The sequence below is a fragment of the Methanosarcina sp. DH1 genome (assembly GCF_020804205.1).
GTDB lineage: Archaea > Halobacteriota > Methanosarcinia > Methanosarcinales > Methanosarcinaceae > Methanosarcina > Methanosarcina vacuolata.
Window position 1 is genome coordinate 54,422 of the sequence record NZ_WJBJ01000019.1, and the last position, 16,652, is coordinate 71,073.

General features: G+C 37.8%; 11 protein-coding genes. 5 read left to right on the forward strand and 6 right to left on the reverse strand.

Going from position 1 to position 16,652, the window contains the following annotated elements; translation table 11 throughout:
- The 3 genes from FXW07_RS09220 to FXW07_RS09230 all read left to right on the forward strand — a co-directional run bounded on the left by FXW07_RS09220 (position 1) and on the right by FXW07_RS09230 (position 3,299).
- Positions 1-897: a glycosyltransferase gene (locus FXW07_RS09220; protein WP_255679023.1), complete on the forward strand. Its 897-nt coding sequence runs from the start codon at positions 1-3 to the stop codon at positions 895-897.
- A 51-nt stretch (positions 898-948) separates the two neighbouring features.
- Positions 949-2,163, forward strand: a complete 1,215-nt coding sequence (locus FXW07_RS09225; RefSeq protein ID WP_229395363.1) for a glycosyltransferase family 4 protein — start codon at positions 949-951, stop codon at positions 2,161-2,163.
- Positions 2,164-2,291: 128 nt separating this feature from the next.
- A complete protein-coding gene (locus FXW07_RS09230; RefSeq protein ID WP_048153269.1) occupies positions 2,292-3,299 on the forward strand; it encodes a GNAT family N-acetyltransferase in 1,008 nt (335 codons plus the stop codon).
- Positions 3,300-3,581: 282 nt separating this feature from the next.
- Here FXW07_RS09230 and FXW07_RS09235 read toward each other — a convergent pair whose 3' ends face one another.
- The 3 genes from FXW07_RS09235 to FXW07_RS09245 all read right to left on the reverse strand — a co-directional run bounded on the left by FXW07_RS09235 (position 3,582) and on the right by FXW07_RS09245 (position 8,059).
- On the reverse strand, positions 3,582-5,033 hold the full coding sequence (locus tag FXW07_RS09235) for a lipopolysaccharide biosynthesis protein (protein WP_229395180.1): 1,452 nt from the start codon (positions 5,031-5,033) through the stop codon (positions 3,582-3,584).
- A 105-nt stretch (positions 5,034-5,138) separates the two neighbouring features.
- Complete coding sequence (locus tag FXW07_RS09240; RefSeq protein ID WP_229395181.1) at positions 5,139-7,076, reverse strand: hypothetical protein; 1,938 nt, start codon at positions 7,074-7,076, stop codon at positions 5,139-5,141.
- A 185-nt stretch (positions 7,077-7,261) separates the two neighbouring features.
- A complete protein-coding gene (locus tag FXW07_RS09245; RefSeq protein WP_229395182.1) occupies positions 7,262-8,059 on the reverse strand; it encodes a hypothetical protein in 798 nt (265 codons plus the stop codon).
- Between the two features lie 1,073 nt (positions 8,060-9,132).
- Here FXW07_RS09245 and FXW07_RS09250 point away from each other — a divergent pair.
- Positions 9,133-10,734 (forward strand): glycosyltransferase family 2 protein, encoded by a 1,602-nt coding sequence (locus FXW07_RS09250; RefSeq protein WP_229395183.1) that lies wholly within the window; start codon positions 9,133-9,135, stop codon positions 10,732-10,734.
- Positions 10,735-10,913: 179 nt separating this feature from the next.
- Here the strand turns inward: FXW07_RS09250 and FXW07_RS19300 are convergent, their stop codons facing one another.
- Together FXW07_RS19300 and FXW07_RS09255 are read right to left on the reverse strand one after the other, a co-directional pair.
- Positions 10,914-11,036 carry a hypothetical protein gene (locus FXW07_RS19300; RefSeq protein WP_255679011.1) on the reverse strand — a complete coding sequence of 41 codons (123 nt, stop codon included), beginning with the start codon at positions 11,034-11,036 and terminating at the stop codon, positions 10,914-10,916.
- A 127-nt stretch (positions 11,037-11,163) separates the two neighbouring features.
- Positions 11,164-13,251, reverse strand: a complete 2,088-nt coding sequence (locus FXW07_RS09255; protein ID WP_229395184.1) for a disaggregatase related repeat-containing protein — start codon at positions 13,249-13,251, stop codon at positions 11,164-11,166.
- Positions 13,252-14,092: 841 nt separating this feature from the next.
- On the opposite strand from FXW07_RS09255, the gene FXW07_RS09260 reads away from it, so the two are divergent.
- Complete coding sequence (locus FXW07_RS09260) at positions 14,093-14,479, forward strand: serine O-acetyltransferase (RefSeq protein ID WP_229395185.1); 387 nt, start codon at positions 14,093-14,095, stop codon at positions 14,477-14,479.
- A 270-nt stretch (positions 14,480-14,749) separates the two neighbouring features.
- Here FXW07_RS09260 and FXW07_RS09265 read toward each other — a convergent pair whose 3' ends face one another.
- Positions 14,750-16,546, reverse strand: a complete 1,797-nt coding sequence (locus FXW07_RS09265) for a hypothetical protein (protein ID WP_229395186.1) — start codon at positions 16,544-16,546, stop codon at positions 14,750-14,752.
- Positions 16,547-16,652 lie beyond the last annotated feature (106 nt).

A 16,652-nucleotide genomic window follows, 5' to 3' on the forward strand; every position in this document is an offset into this window, starting at 1 on the left:
CTGGTTACGCCTGCAAAGAACGAAGAACAAAATCTGCCAGAAGTTTCGAAGGCTGTAATCGGACAGGAAGTAAAACCTGAGTTATGGATTATAGTTGATGATGGAAGTATAGACGAAACACCACGTATTCTCAAAGACCTGCAGTCAAAATACTCATGGATCCAGAGTATAAGATTACCTCCAAGACCAAGAGACATCACTTTTCACTACAGTTATGTCTGCAAACAGGGCTTTGACTATGCGCTTGAGTATTGTAAGGAAAATAATATTGAATTCGAGTATCTAGGCCTTCTTGATGCTGATACGGTGCTTGAAAAAAATTATTTTGGAAAACTTCTGGCTGAGTTTAAAAAGGATAGTTCTCTAGGAATTGTAAGTGGGGGAATATATTATGATAATGACGGAAAACTGTCCCTGGAAGTAACTGCAAAAGAGCTTCCTCGAGGCACAGGAAGGATCTGGAAGAAAGAGTGCTTCCTCGAAACTGGTGGTTATCAGGTTGAACCGTCTCCAGATTCAATTTCTAATATAAAGGCTCTTTTGCGAGGCTGGCGGCTCATGCAGTATACTGATGTGGTCCAGATCCAGAAGCGTAAAACAAGTGCAGCTGACGGGCTCTGGAACGGGCATCTCAAAAACGGCTGGATGGCCTATTACCTTGGCAAAAACCCTTTCATGGCTCTTTTAAACATACTTCATCTTTCCTTGAAGTCTCCCTACTATACGGGCATTGCCTATTGCTGGGGGTATTTTGGCTCGGCAATTAGAAGGGAGAAAAAAATCCAGGATTCTGAAGTAAGGACTTACTACAGGAATCAGGGATTTTCAGGGTTTTTTTCCAGAATCTCAAAAAATTTTGGCCACAATTCGAGACATGTAAAGGAGAGAGAGCAGTGAAGATTAGCAAACATCTCGAAAAGGCAATTCGTTTCAGGTGATAATTTGAAGATGCTTTTTCTTGACATGGTAAGGCCACTTTCTCTTGCTGATGGCTCGCTTATTCACAGGTACGAGCTTGTTAGCAATCTTGCCAGGCTTGGCAATGAGATCCATATTTTTACTGTTGGCAAGACTTCCTTTTCGAGCATGACCAATATTCACAGCTATTATATCCCTCCTGGAAGTTTCCTTTCACTTACTTTGAGCTATTTCAGAAACTCCATATTTCTTCTGGGTTCCGAAACTTTTGACGTGCTATATACCCGCAATCCCAATTTTGGCTTTCTTGCTGGACTATTATGTAAAAACAGATGCAAAAGAATTATTTATGAATTAAATGGAATTCCTGAAGACGAAAAGAATCTCTTCAGGGAAAAATCTGAAGGAGATCAATTCTCACATCCCGAAAAAAGAAGCAGTTTCTCAAACCGATATTTCTCTACACACGCCAGGTTAAAATTATTTATTCTCAAGAAGGCTCTTGAGTTTTCGGATAAAATTATTGCTGTGACTCCCGGGATAAAATCAAATCTTGAGAAGGGCTATAACGTCCCGGGAGATAAAATAGTCGTAGTTTCTAATGGGGCAAACACTTCCCTTTTCCGGCCTCTGGAACAGGAAACCTGCAGACGAGAACTTGGTCTGGACCTTAAAATTCCTTTTGTATGCTTTGTGGGTAACCTTGCTCCCTGGCAGGGGGTCGAGTATCTAATAAAGGCAGCTCCATCTATACTTTCCAGATTTCCGGAATGCCACTTTTTGATTATCGGAGATGGGGTTATGAAAGATAATCTTCTCAAACTCTGCAGGGAACTCGGAGTCGAGAATAGGTTCATTTTTACGGATGTGATTGCCTACGATCGCGTGCCTTTCTATATTAATGCGAGCGATATTTGCACCGCTCCTTTTATATTTGCCAGAAACGCAAAAATAGGCCTGTCTCCTTTGAAGTTATATGAATACATGGCTTGCGGAAAACCAGTAGTTGCAAGCAATATCAGTGGGGTCTCTGATGTACTTGAGGCTTCCGAAGGGGGGATTCCTGTCCTTCCTGAAAACCAGGGTGCTCTTGCAGAAGGTATCTTAAAACTACTTGAAAATCCCGATTTAAGAATTAAATTGGGTTCAAAAGGTTTAAGTTATGTTACTGAAAATTACAGCTGGTATAGCGTTGCGAAAAAGGTTAACGAAGTCTGTAAGTCAGAAATTGAGGCCAGGAAATGAGGGCTTGAAATCATCCTTATGTTTCCTATGACTCATCAGGGCAAGAATAGTCATCTATTTAAATCATCCTTATGTTTTCCTATAACTCATCAGGATAAGAATAGTCATTTATTTTCACGGGGCTTAAAATGGACGAAATTGAAGTTAGAGAATTAGCGCCATCAGAATATAATGAATGGGATTTGCTCGTAGAAAACGCTCAGTCTGGTACACTCTTTCATACCAGTGAATGGCTTGGAATTTGCAGGGATGTCCTATCAAAGGATCTTAGAATTTATGGTTGTTTCAGAAAAGGCGAGCTTGTGGGAGGATGTCCTCTTTTTGTTAAAAACATTAAGGGCGCTTTAAAGGTAGCGAATTCTACCTGTGATATGACCAGCTACAGCGGGCCTCTTATAAAAGAGAGTGCCAGCTCTAAAGCAAGTAAACAGGTCCAGGAAGTTCACGACATTCTTAATCCTCTCAGGGAATTCCTTTGCAAGCAGGGATTTGATAGCATTCACCTGACGTTTGCTCCAGGTTTTAAAGACGTAAGGCCTTTTACGTGGTACGGATGGGACTCCACTGTGCACTATACCCATTATTTGAATCTGAGCGAAGATGTAGATAATAACATTGCAAGAAAGATTCGAAGAGAACTTAAAACCGCAAATGAGGCAGGACTCAAAACCAGGGTATGGAACGATCCTGAAACATATTACCATCTGCTCTCAATGGTCTACGAAAAACAGAAATTAGCTCCTCCCCTTCCCAGAGGGTTCTTTGAAAGAGTGTTTAAGCTAATTCAGGAAAAAGATATCGGCTACATGTTTGTTACAGAGACCCCTGAGGGCGAAGTTGTTGCAGCTCACTTAAATCTATATGGAAAAAAATGCACTGTAACCTGGACCTCGGCTCTGAACCCGGATTTTGGCCGTCTGGGTCCCAATGCTCTTCTGTATTATAACGAATTTCTTGACCTGAAGTCCCGAAATTTCGAGTATATGAACGTAATGGCAGCAAATATTTCCAGGTTTGCGGATTTCATTATGGGCTTTTCTCCTGAGCTAATTCCCTATTATAGTGTGACTCTTGAGAGCAAAAAATATTCAATTGCAAAAGCCCTGTATAAAACTACTCACAAAGAAACTTACTGATAAAAATCAAAAATATGGCTCTTCGTTGTTTTGTGTGGATATCCTTATAACGTCCTCATAAAAACCAATGCGGTCTTGAATTGAAAATCATTTTGTCCATAGGGAATAGCGAAGAGCCAAAAAATAAAAGTCGGGGAAATCCCAAAATTATTTTTTCATTATGTTTTTCTAATGTTCTTTCCTTTTTCATTCCTGACTGAAACTCTACTTTTCCTTCATAAAAGTGATTTCTTAAGAGATCAACTTTCAGTAAGTTTTTTTCTAAAAAGGAATTACACCTTTTCAGGTTCTATTTTTTATGTTCACGAGAAAGGCTGAAAGTAACTTCTTGAAAGCAGGATCGTCACGAAGAGCTATTCCATAATATATAGGGGTTATGATGATAGCTGCAAGCATAATAATATAAAAATTCGCAGAGAGCGTTTCCAGTAGAATCAATGGGATTGAGATAACTATCCCAATTGTTGTATATTTAATGAGGATTTCCAGGCTTTCCCTTTTACTGATCCCTACAAGATTAAGCAAGTATGCGTTATTCCATAGAGCGAATATAACTCCTGTGAAGCTAAACAAGCAAAGGGAAAACTCGGCACTTTTTGCATAAATTCCTCCTATGGCAAGTGCCACGAACCTTGAGATTAAAAGAGCCGTACTGTAAGTAAACCAGACTTTTTGCTTGTCAAATATACTATAGAGAGTTGAAATGGGTAAGGCAAGGAAAACAAGGAATATGAATGGCACAAGGATTTTTACATAAGTGCCTGCTATGTACCAGTTTTTCCCAAAAGCAAATGTAAATATCTCTTCTCCCAGAATTAACAGGAGTATCATAGGGAATATTCCTATTAAAATTAGCTTTTTGTAAACTTCGCTTACAATAGCTTTCATATCGCCGCTCGAATTCCCATTTTTCACCTCACTGATTTTCTGGAAGAAGACCTGTTGTATAGCTGTCCCGACAAGTCCCATGGGCATATTTACTACCTGATTTGCAAGTGAAAAATATCCAACAACGGTTGTGCTGTAAAAATATGCAAGCAAAAAAGTAGGCACCTGTGGCGAAATCGTATTTGCAAGTGTTGACCATGAACTAAATAAAGGAAAATTTTTATATTCAATAGCCATTTCTTTCATTTTTTTAACTGAAACTTTTTTGAAGACCGTTAAGTCTTCTTTTACTCCCTTAAGCATGGCCAGGTCTGCGAGTCCATATCCAAGGGTATAACCTGCTATTAGACCCAAAGGTGATGCAGTCCAGAGAGGAATTAACTGAAGTACTTTGGTCGATAAAGCGTTTAACACTCTGGACCCTGCAACAACTCCAAAACGTAGTTTTCTTGAAAGCCAGTAATTCTGCACGAAAAAAAGGCCATTAAAAAATACTATTACAGGAAGATAGATTAAATATTTTGAGGATCCCTTAGTATGAAATATATACTCAATAATATGCTCAATATCCTCTGGAAAGATTATCACTGCTACAGCTGTGAGTAAGGATATAAAAGTGACTAAAATCGAGGAAAGGAAAAACACATTTGCGGAATCCTCTTCGGATTTTGGTAACATAATAGCAAACTGGTATGAAAAAGTAGAGAAAATTACCAGTATACCTGATACTGCCACAAAAAGCTGAAAGACTCCCATATCGTCAGGGCTGTAAATTCTAGTGACTATTGGTACCAGAAGTATACCCAGAATCTGAGCAGCAACACTTCCTGATACAAGTTTTAACACATTACCTATAAAGTTTGACATAATTATTTCCAACTTTAAAACATAAACCCCAACATATGGGCTTTTTTTCATTCCGCAATAAGTAACGGAGACTATCCTGAGCTCTTAGTTTCTGGCCGTTTTTCTTTCCTTTGTGTAAGCAAGCACCTCGTCGTTATCATATACTCGGGCATAATCATGTGTGTTGAATCTATTGAAAAATCCCTCTGGCAATGTCTGGATAATATTTACTCCATAGCGTTCAGGATCATTGATAGAGATAGGTTCTTTAACAGTTGACTTTCTCAGCAAAACCGTAGGACTGCCATCAATCTCTCCAGTCTGTATATGCTGAATGTTAAAATATGTTGCGTTACTGGAATCATATGCTCTGTCCCTGTAAAAAAGACAACTGTCATAGGGCGAGTCCATCAAAATATTTCCAGAGTACTTCATGGTTACTGTTTTAATGGCCTCGATTTCAATACTTTTAAACTGGTTTCTTACAGTTGTGTCCTTTGCCACAAGTGGGTTGTCTTTATTTATGCCTGGTGTTGTAACCATTACAAATGAAAATAGAAAAATGATTAAGAACATCACAGGGATCTTTGCTTTTTTTGAGTTAAAGAGACTTATCAATTTCAATATATATGAGGCGGATACAAGTACCAGGAACACTGCTATCAGTGGGAACCATCGGCTTGTAAGGAAATTCCTCATTCCAAGCAAAGGAATTCCATAAGCAAGACTGTAAAGTATTATAACAACTAAGGCAATAGAAAATTTATTGACTTTTTTGATGTCTCTGTGAGAAAGCCATGCTAATACCCCTCCTATTGCAAAAAAAGGTAGAGCGAGATAGCTTATATGGAGTAAGAGCGTTTCCAGTGTTTCCTGATTATTTATGGAACCTACAATAAGTTCATCACTTGAGTAGCTTGATCCGATTTTAAGGACATCCATAAGAGGACTGAGCACCATTTCAAGAAACGAGGTATTTGAATTGACATACGTGAACATCCAGTATGTTTGTAAACTAATTATAAAAAAAAGAATGTAGTTAAAACTGTTTGTTTTCACGAAAAGACTCTTATATACACGATTATGCAGATATTTGCCTGCGCAAATTGAGACTAAAGAAAGAAATACTACAAAAGTTGTCAACTGGTGGGTCAGAACCATTAGAATGGTAATTAGCAGAATGAATCCTGTATATCTCAAGTTCTGGTTCTCGCTAAATATCGCGTATATAATGAATATAAAGTAGCAAAGAACAAGAGAACCAGGAGTTATATTTGTAATGCCTGCAACGATATTATGATTATTTATGTTTATTAATAAAGTCGCCAGCAAACCCATCTGAACTCCTTCAAGTTTCTTTCCTACAAGGTAAACGCCTACTGTACTGAAAACGCTGGCAAACCCTATGGAATAAAATATTGCGTCTTTGATATCGGTTTCGCCCATTACCTGGATAATTGAGACAAAAATATGAAAAAGTGGGTAGTAGAAGTACTTACTGCTTGTTTCAATTGGAGCAACAAACCCGGTATCAGTAACTGCCCGCGCCATGCTGGCATGGAAATAAGCATCATAGCCCATTAGACTTGGAAAATTATAAAAAATTCCAACTCTGATGAGAATTGATAACAGGAATATCTGCAATAATAGAGAGGACACTCCATCTCCCTCTCTAACATAAAGAATCTGGGAAGCGATAATGGCTGCAAGGATACATATCAATATAAAGGAAGAGATGGGCCTGTAGTACAGATTCGTGCTATATATAAAAATGCATGCCAGAAAAATGAGATAAAACGAGATTTCCAGTATACTTTTAAGCCTGTCTTCTCGGGAAGATATTGCGGTCTCACTCTTAAATTTATTTCTAAATATAAAGTAAATCAAACAGGAGGAAAGAATGGCAATTCCAATATCTTTCTGGTTCAGATTGATGATGTAGTATAAAGAAATAATTAATAATCCTAAACCAAATCCCATGACGCTGAGAATCACATCAAGATTTGTTGTAAATCTCTCCGCGTATCCTTTTGCAGTTTCCATATAACCCCACAACATAATAATTTTTATAACTTATTTTTTCAACTTATTTTTTCAACTTATAATATTTTTTGTTGTAAGCCCAGATGAATTTTTACGTACTTCTTCTCCCTTTCATATCCTTTCTCTTTTGCATTTCAGCCTGTCCTAATTTCAATATTAGTCTTCCATCATCTGTATACTTCAGCTCACGATGCCGTCCAGCCGTCCTTTTCAGCGCAGCACTGAAATCTTTTTTTGTAAAACTCTAGGTAATCCCCCTCCAGATAGTTCCCCTCCGGATAGTTCCCCTGATATATATTATACCAAAGAACCATAAGTACGCCTCGGAATTCAACTGTATCAATGAGCTTTTCTGTAAGCTTCCATGCCTGATTGAAGTCAAGATGCATCTGGTTGAAAAGAATGGCATCTATTACACTTAACGGGATTTCAAGGATATCAATTTCTTTTCCTGTGTTAAGATTATATGGACTGAAAGGATGGTCCATTCCTTTCCTGAAGCCTGCACAATCATGGTGTTCGAAAGTGGAATCATAGCTGAAACCCGCATATTCAAGGGTCCGGAAATAAAAAGTGGATTTCGTTCCATAGTTTTCTTCAAGTTCCATAATTTGCCTAAAATTCCATAAAGGACTCCAGGTTTTGTTTATTCTAGAAAATGGAAGGATAGAGGCCTGTACAAACTGCCCCTTTTTAAGAGTTTTTATGGTTCTGGCTGCGGTCTTCGACATTTCGGGGCATACAAAATCGATGTCATGAGTAATGTCATGAGTAAGGCATACAGCAAATTTTTTTCCTTCAGGATATTCGGGATTCAAGCCGTTTTTTATCAGAAAGCTTGAGAACTGTGGCTCAAAAGCATTTCTTTGACTGCCTAAATAATAGGAAAGCCTTCCGTATTTATCTAGAATAATAGGGCCATACTCTTCTTTTTTTGTAAATAGTTCCCACAGCTCTTTATCTTGTTTTACTTTTTTGATCAAAGTATCCCCCTTAACCATACTTCTTGGATCTTTAACTTTATTAAATATTTGGTCAAGTCTTCTTTTGTTTTTCTCATTTAGGAACCTATCTCGATGATCCTGTCATACCAATCTCACCCCCATTGAAAAACCGAATCGATTTCTCACATCTCTCTTATATCTTTCAAATAACGATTGAGAAATCTTAACTTTTATCTCTTCAGTATGGGTTTTTCTATATTCTGCCATTTTCTTATTTAGAAATATATTGTTTTGGCTGATCAAGAAAAAAACAATTATTCTATTAATCGATATATTTAACATAAAAATAACAAAATGATCCAAAATATTTTGTAGCTTTGTAATTAAGTCGGGGCCAAAAGGTCATCCTTATTTTATAATGTAGCCCCACCAAACAAATAAAAATTATTATAGTGTATGTTTTGACGTTGAATTGAAATTCTTTTTCCAGTGCTCTTTTACTATTATACTATTTTGCTCATTTTGCCTGTTGATTTTTAAGCTGTTCAGTATCTTCCTGCCTTAGTATTTCTGGTAGTTACCCTCTGGAAAGTCGCTAGCTAAGTTTCGGCTTACCCTATATTGGGAATCTATAGTTTGCAGGTGCCAGCTTCAAACCCCTGTTATACTGTATGACATTAATCCTTTCAATATACTAATCAAACTCTTGCTAAACTTATGAAATTATCTTCACAATACACTAATGCTTATTTCAATATTTACTTTAGTGGCAAGCTTTGTTCTTCTCTATTTGAATTATTCTTCTCTATTTGAACTATTCTTCTCTATTTGAACTATTCTTCTCTATTTGAATTATTCTTCTCTATTTGAACTATTCTTCTCTATTTGAACTATTCTTCTCTATTTGAATTATTCTTCGTTTTTATTTTTATTCATAAAGATCATTTGTAAGGATAACTTTTCCTTATTAATATTTTTACGAAACTATCCTTGTCAGATGTTAACCTTATATATATCTAACTCTCATAATTTTTAGTATGATAGCCTTTAATATTTTTCCACTTATACAGATAAAGGGGGTTATAGCATATGCATATGTATAAGGGGGTGGATTGGGTTTGTTTTCAGCCCTTACACTTGGTCTTAATTCTCTAATCTCTGATCCTATTAGCATAGTATCTTCGCCATCTCAACTTCCCGATAGGTTGCTCAGGCATGAATTTACTGTCTTAATTCCAGCTCAGAATGAGGAAACTTCAATTGGAAGCAAAGTCTTAATTGCGGCAAGTTACGCGGACCGTGTACTCGTTCTTGACGAAGGTTCTACTGATCGAACTATGGAAGTAGCTGCTTTGGGAGGGGCACGAGTTATTCCTGTCTCCGGCGGGGAGGAGGCATTACTTGATGTCTTCTACAAGGTATCTCTTGATTCTGAACTTGTGGTTCTTATCTATCCGGAATGCATGCAGGATATAGATTTGCTTTCTCATGTCCTTGAGCCTTTAAGAAATGGGTTTGACCTATCTGTGGGTTCGTGGCCCTGTCGCATTACCTGTGAGCAGGAAACAGTAATGCTCTTCAATGGAAAAAACACCTTTAAGGAAAAAATAGGCTTTCTTGCAATAACTGCGGACTCAATGCAGAAAATCAGTTCACACAAACAGCATTTAACTTTAAAGTCCTTGCTTTCTGCAGCGAAAACCGAAGGACTCAAGGTTAACTATCTGAGTTTTGATGTGGACCCTATATTCAGGAAACTTGAGAGCACGCGTATTGGAGTTGTCGTGCCTGCTTATAATGAGGAATTACTTATAAGCGAGACTCTAAGCGGTATCCCCGAATATGTGGACCGAATTTACGTAATCGATGACGGTAGTATAGATCGGACAGGGGATATTGTAAAAAAGTTCGGCGACTCCAGAATCGTCTATTTGCGCCATGAAGTAAACAAAGGGGTAGGTGCGGGAATAATTGACGGGTATAAACTTGCCCTGAAAGATGAGATGGATATCGTTGCGGTTATGGCCGGAGATAATCAAATGGATCCTGTTCAACTTCCCAGGTTGATTTTTCCAATCATTGAGGGAAGAGCTGATTATACAAAAGGCAACAGATTACTCACTGACAATTTTAGAACCGGAATGAGCAAATGGAGATCTCTTGGAAATCTTCTCCTCAGCTTTATTACAAAAATAGGCAGCGGTTACTGGCATGTTATGGACCCTCAGAATGGATATACAGCTATTTCCAGGCAGGCTCTGGATGTTATCGATTTAGACTCAGTCTACCCTTATTATGGCTATTGTAACGACCTGTTGATCAAGCTTAATGCCTTTGGAATGAGAGTAATGGATGTGGTAATGCCCGCCCGGTACGGTAGAGAGAGATCAAAGATTCACTACGGCAAGTTTATTCGCAAAGTAGCTCCCATGATCTTTAGAGGTTTTCTATGGAGGCTGAGGGTCAAATATACGGTGCTGGACTTCCATCCACTTGTACTATTTTATTTCCTTGGAATGGTTGCCTTGCCTGTGGGTGTTATTTTAGGACTGTGGGGTCTTTTGCAGGTCTTGTTGCAAAATCCTCTTCCTTCTTACTACCCTATGCTTGGTTTCCTTGTCTTGGGCATGGGGCTTCAGATGCTTCTTTTTGGGATGCTTTTCGATATGCAGGTCGAGAAGAAAAGGAATGAAAGAGTAGGATTCGCTCGTTAAGGCCTGGAAGATTATTCTTCCATATTTTTTTTAATTTTTCTGTTTTTTTTATTCATTACTTTTTGAATGACAGTGTACTGATTTTTCTGTAAAATCACAAATCTCAATAAGTTATTGAATAAAAAATTCCCTCTCGGAAGGTCAATTTCTCCATAGTACTCAAAAACTTGTCTTCAAATTTACAGCAGATCCGAGATACTGCTCGATTTTCCTATTGTTTTGTCGTTAGGCAGGAGAGTTCCAATAACAAGATATTTCGGATCTACCAGAACCTTCAGTTGGGGTATAGAAATCCCAAACACTAAAGGTAACCCCAAAGTAATCTCAGATGTTCAAAGAGTAGCATCAAAAGTTAAATACTTCTTCATTTATCTCTATATGTCCCCGTCTTCATGAATCAAAATATTTCCAGACCAACTTTATCGACATTCAGGTATACTCTATAGTGAGTTTTGGTCTCTGATTTTGATTTTGCCAGTTAGAACTGTAAAAAGCTATATAGTTTTCATTTTCTTCGCGAGCCTTTATAAGGAAACCTGTATCCTCGTACTTTCCACTTATATATTCCTGCACAAGTTCTGTTACATCCAGGTCGTAGTAGCGGTTGTCAGGGGTCTCATCTCCACTGATAGTTATCGTGGCATATGGGGTGCTTCCCTGGAAGACCCCATTCCTGTCATACCAGTCCCCTCCAGAGTTTTTCCAGGGGTCATTAGATTCCCTTTGCTGCCAGGTAACATGTTCTCTGCACCATTTCATAGGTCTGTATACTTCCAGTATAGTATCCTTTGATCTGATCTGGTTCTCCGGGTAGTGCCAGAATAAAGATAGAGTTGCCTCTTCAACCTGGTCAGTCTGATTAAGTGAACTCAGCTCAAAGATTATAACGCCTCTATAAATGCCCCCATCGGATTTTTTTCCGATATCGATATATTCACTATCACTAAAAGTGGTATTTGGGGCTTCTTCTCTCAGCCTGTTGTCAGAAATAATTAAAGGTAAAGCAATTTTAAGGTTTTCCGCCTTATCAAACTGCATCGAAATATTTAATAATAATTTTTTCAGGAACTTTATAAACTCTGAAAAAGCTCTTTTAAGGCTCGATTCAAAGCTTTCTTCCTGGCCGGTCTGGGCTTTGCTTTCATTTATCTCATAAGGCGTCTGCGGTCCGGCAGACATAGCTTCACTCCAGGGAAAGTCCTTGCCCAAAGACTCATTGGCGTTCAACTTTGCTGCAAGTTCTGAGTCAGCTTTAACGTCTGAGGTAGAGTTTGCACCCATATAGTTCCCGCCGGCGTTGCCTGAAAGACAATTGCTTTCCAGGATAAAGGAATGGGTATTTTTTAGCTGGTTGTATACAGCATACCCTTTCCCAGCTGCAGGACTGGACTGTGTATTAATTATTATATTATTTCTCACGATGGTCATATAGCCTGAACCTGGGGCCGAAAATTCATCGCTGACCTGTTTATGGGCAATAGCAGCGCCATAGCATCCATCGAATTTATTATTCTCTATCACAGTATTTTGGAAACCACTAAGCACTATGCCCCCTGCCCAGTCCGCACCCTCGTTAATCCCGGTTTTATAAAATTTATTGTGATGTATGAATATGTCTTTTGCAGAATCTTTCGAATACTCGGGCCCATAGCCTGTGATCCATATACCTGCTGCATTCGTCTCGTATAGCAGATTATTGTAGATTTCAATATCATTCATCACAGTTGACGGACCAATTTTCTGGATTTCAATTCCTGCCCCTCCTCCTCCTTCTGAGTCAATTATATTGTTATAGAATTTTACATGGTTTGTATTGTAAATTCTCAAACCGCTATTCGTTCTGCACGTTATTTTATTATTCCAGGCCTCTATATTCGAAGAATAGATAGCGTAGAGGACGTCATGACCTAACTTATATACCCGGTTATTGTAAAACTTAACACCTGAACATTTTACGACTTTAAGTCCATCGCCGTGACTGTCATGCATATACATATCGTGAACCTGTATATTCTTGCAATTAAGGAAATATATCAGGTTGTAATACCCCTTTCCCCTATTTTTTTCATTATTTTTGTCGTGATTTCCGTCAATCTCAAATCCCCTTATGGTAATATCATGATTTTCAATACTGTTTATTTGCGTAATCATAGGTTTTTCTAGAGGCCAATCTGCTTTATCTTCAAGTTTGATTACGGCTGTCGGATCTCCTTCCAGAATAGTGTTGTTTCCAATTAAAATGCTGCCCGAGATGATGTATGTACTGGGGCCTTTCAGATGAACGGTTGTGCATTTTGGGTTTTTTGCAGCATATGCAAGAGCTTTGTTTATCTCTACCTGGTCGTCACTTCCATCACAGTTAAAGTCTCCACTTCCATTGGTAGCAACATAAACTGTTGTACAGGATGTTTTTGATAGAGTGAGGGTTATACTTACAATTATACAAACAAAAATTATACCAAGAAACAATAACTTTTTTCTGTCTCCCCATTTGTACGTTTGCTTCTTTCCATTCATTTCAAATCCCCAATACATTGAACTATAATTCTTCAATGTTAAAAAAATTTATCTTTTCAGGACTGTAAATAAACTCCCATTGAAATTATTTGCATTCTTCCCGTTGTTTAAATCCCATGACTAGAATTCTAAAAAGTTCATCTTAACTTTAAAAATAAAAGTAAACTCATGAAAAATCCGAACTTTTAAAATTTATTTGATTTTAATTTATTGAATGATCTCTTCCTAAAATCAATTTTGTTCCTAAATTGATAGGAAAGTCAGAACTATTTCCCACGATAAAAACTCCCTTGATTATTCAGAATAAGGGTTAAGAGACTTAATTTTGAGTTTTGGGGTCAACTAATATTTTAAAATTTGCCTATTAATTTTCACTTCAATGTTGAAGTAAAACTAACCATTAATAAGTAATTCTTATAAGAAGCACGCGTACTCTAATTTTTATATAAATCCTTACCATAATTGATTGGATTGTTACGGTTATATATTTTAGGTTTCTGAGCGCGTAAATCTCTTTAATCCGTAGGGTTTATCGGTTTACCTATATTCTACTTCAGGGAGTTTGGGAAGTTAAACTTTATCAGATTCTAGGAAATATCGAAACTTCTAAATTCTGAAAAGTAAGTAAAGGGGTATAGTTATTATTAAGTCGAAAGCAGATTACGATTTTTACGTAAAAGCAGACAAGTTTGCTTTAGGGAAACACTATAGACGCCCTAGACTAATTGGTGATGATATATGGAAATTTCAGAGATTACTACGAAAAACTGAGTATTATAACAACTGTAAGAAATCTCTAATTTCCAAATTATATCTCAAATACTTGTTATTCAGGTTCTACATGATGAGTGTTCGTCTAGGGTTCAGTATTCCAATAAATGTCTTTGGTCCAGGATTGTGTATTGCCCATAGAGGAACTATCATCATAAACAAAAATGTCAGGATTGGAGATAACTGCAGAATACATGCCTGTACCAACATAGGATCTAATCGGAATGAGGCTTCAGCCCCACAAATTGGAAATAATGTATATATCGGGCCTGGTGCCAAAATTTTTGGAAATATCCTAATTGCGGACAATATAGCAATTGGGGCAAACTCCGTTGTAAATAACTCATTTTATGAAAAAGGCATTTCAATTGCAGGCATTCCGGCCAAAAAAATAAGCACTAAAGGATCAGATGGCATTATAGTTGCAGCTACGCAAATTGTAAAAAATAATCCCTGATTCTTAAATAATCCCCGATTCTTAAAATAATCCCCGATTCTTAAAATAATTCCTAATTCTTAAAACAATCCCTGGTTCTTATAAGTGAGCACTCCGTAAATGAATGTCACGGTCAGTAACTGAATTTTAAATTGTTTAATCCTGTTTTTCTCATAGCTAAATATTCTGCTAATAAAAGTGCTTTCATTCCAAAAACGAAAAAGTCAAACCTTCAAAAATTGGAAATTAGCTTCTCCAGAGATCCGACTTCCAGACGAAACAGAGGGGAGTTCACGGAACATATTCATAAATTTCTATATTAAGGGAATCATAGATCTTATATACAGGATAAGCAGCCTGGGGTTTTAGGGTACTTCCGCTTGTAGAAACTGATGTTTTATTGGATCCCTGTTCCCTTGCATTCAAAGCCTCAGAAAAAGTTGTTTCTGCAATATAGAAAGTTTCGTTTTCGGCTGCTTTTTCTACAGAGGTACTGTCTTTAGAATCATTTTTAGAGGCATAAAGAGACTTTTGGGAAACCTCATCAAGCCTGGCCCGGCTCATATTGCTGCCAAGTATCTCAGGCTGGGCGATTATTTCGTACTTATCTGTACAAGACATAACATATGGATAGGTTTCTTTCACGCAGGATAACCACTGAACCCCATCGGCCTCATTTTCTGAAATAGCTTCAGAAACTCCGCCTGTATAGGGCGAACTGAAACAGGTGAAGAATCCCAGTGTCCAGAGCAGACAGAGAACCAGCACTGCAGAGCCAAGGCCAAGAGTATACCCTTTTCTAAGGAAAATAATGTAAAGGGAATACCCCAACAAAGGAATCTGGGCAAAAATAATGAAGCTCAAATTTGCAAACTTATCTGGAGGGTAAGGAATGAAGGGGTTTAAAAGGAAAGCAATCTCTAGGAAAAAGGTTACTATGTACAGGACCAGAAAACGGGGGTACCTGCGAACAAAATGATGGCAAAACCTTTTACGGTTCTGCCATACGATTACGGAATTGATCAGGATAAAAATTAAAGGAATATAGTATTTGCCGTAGTAGAGATTCAAGAGATGTACAAACTCTAAAACTCCGTTTTCAGTTGATGGAAACGTGGAAAAGCCTGCGGACACTATCATTTTTGTGCGCAGGATAAGGTTTGAAATAGATATATCAAAGAACTGAAGAGTATATTTTGCACAAAGCAGGAAGCCTACCGAGATAAGTGACAGGAAGACAAATATATTCATTTTTTTTCCTGCAGGGTGGGAACCGTCAGAGAAGAAAAAGTTGATACTCAGTATTTTACGGACAAATTCAGGCTTCAGTATTTTACTCGATAGGGCAAGGGATAGGGAGAAACAGACAAGATATGCAAAAATAAAGGGATGAGCTAAAGGAATCAATGGTATCATGAAAAGAAGGCAAACAGCCATTGCCCTGTTTTTATCTGAAATTACGCTTCTCAGCACAAGAAGGTATAGAGGTATCAGGCAAAAGCAAAGATAATAAGGAACTGCTGAGGTCTGGAAATGACCAAAATACGGAATAAGCGAGGAGAGAAAAGCTGTTAAGACCAATTTTTCCCTGCTCATAAAAATCCGATAGAACAGGAACATTCCAGTAATAAATATTATTGAGAAAAATACTGGCAAGAAGTAAGAAAGTACCGACGTTTCCAGGCCTGAAATCTGAGCCAGAGCTGAAACGAGCAGAGGCCCCGTGGGAGAAAGGTTGGAAAAGCCCGAAAGGTTACAAAATGAACCATGTCCTGCAAGTCCGAGGTACGAAAATTCATCTCCCCTGCCTATTGAAACATAACCAAGCATGTGAGGGGTTATCAGTACTGTAGTATGGACAAGAAACAGTATAAGAACTGCGCTCATTTTTCGGTATGCAAGAAGCAGAACGCAGGCTGAAACGTAACAAAAGAGCAGGGTAAGGTAAAAATGAAAAGGAAGCTGTTCATAGATATCAACTGTGTATCCTTTGGGCTGAATTCCCCTGAGAATAAAAAGGCTATAAACCAATAGTAATAGAGAAATTGAGGTTATAAGGTTTAATATGTTATTAGTAGTTTTAGACAATGTGTCCCCCATCCTTTTTGAAAATTGCAGAGTCCAGTTTCCGCACCTAACTATGATCTATTCCTGAAAACTTGGTTTCACTCTAAAAGAGTTTTTCTTTTACAGG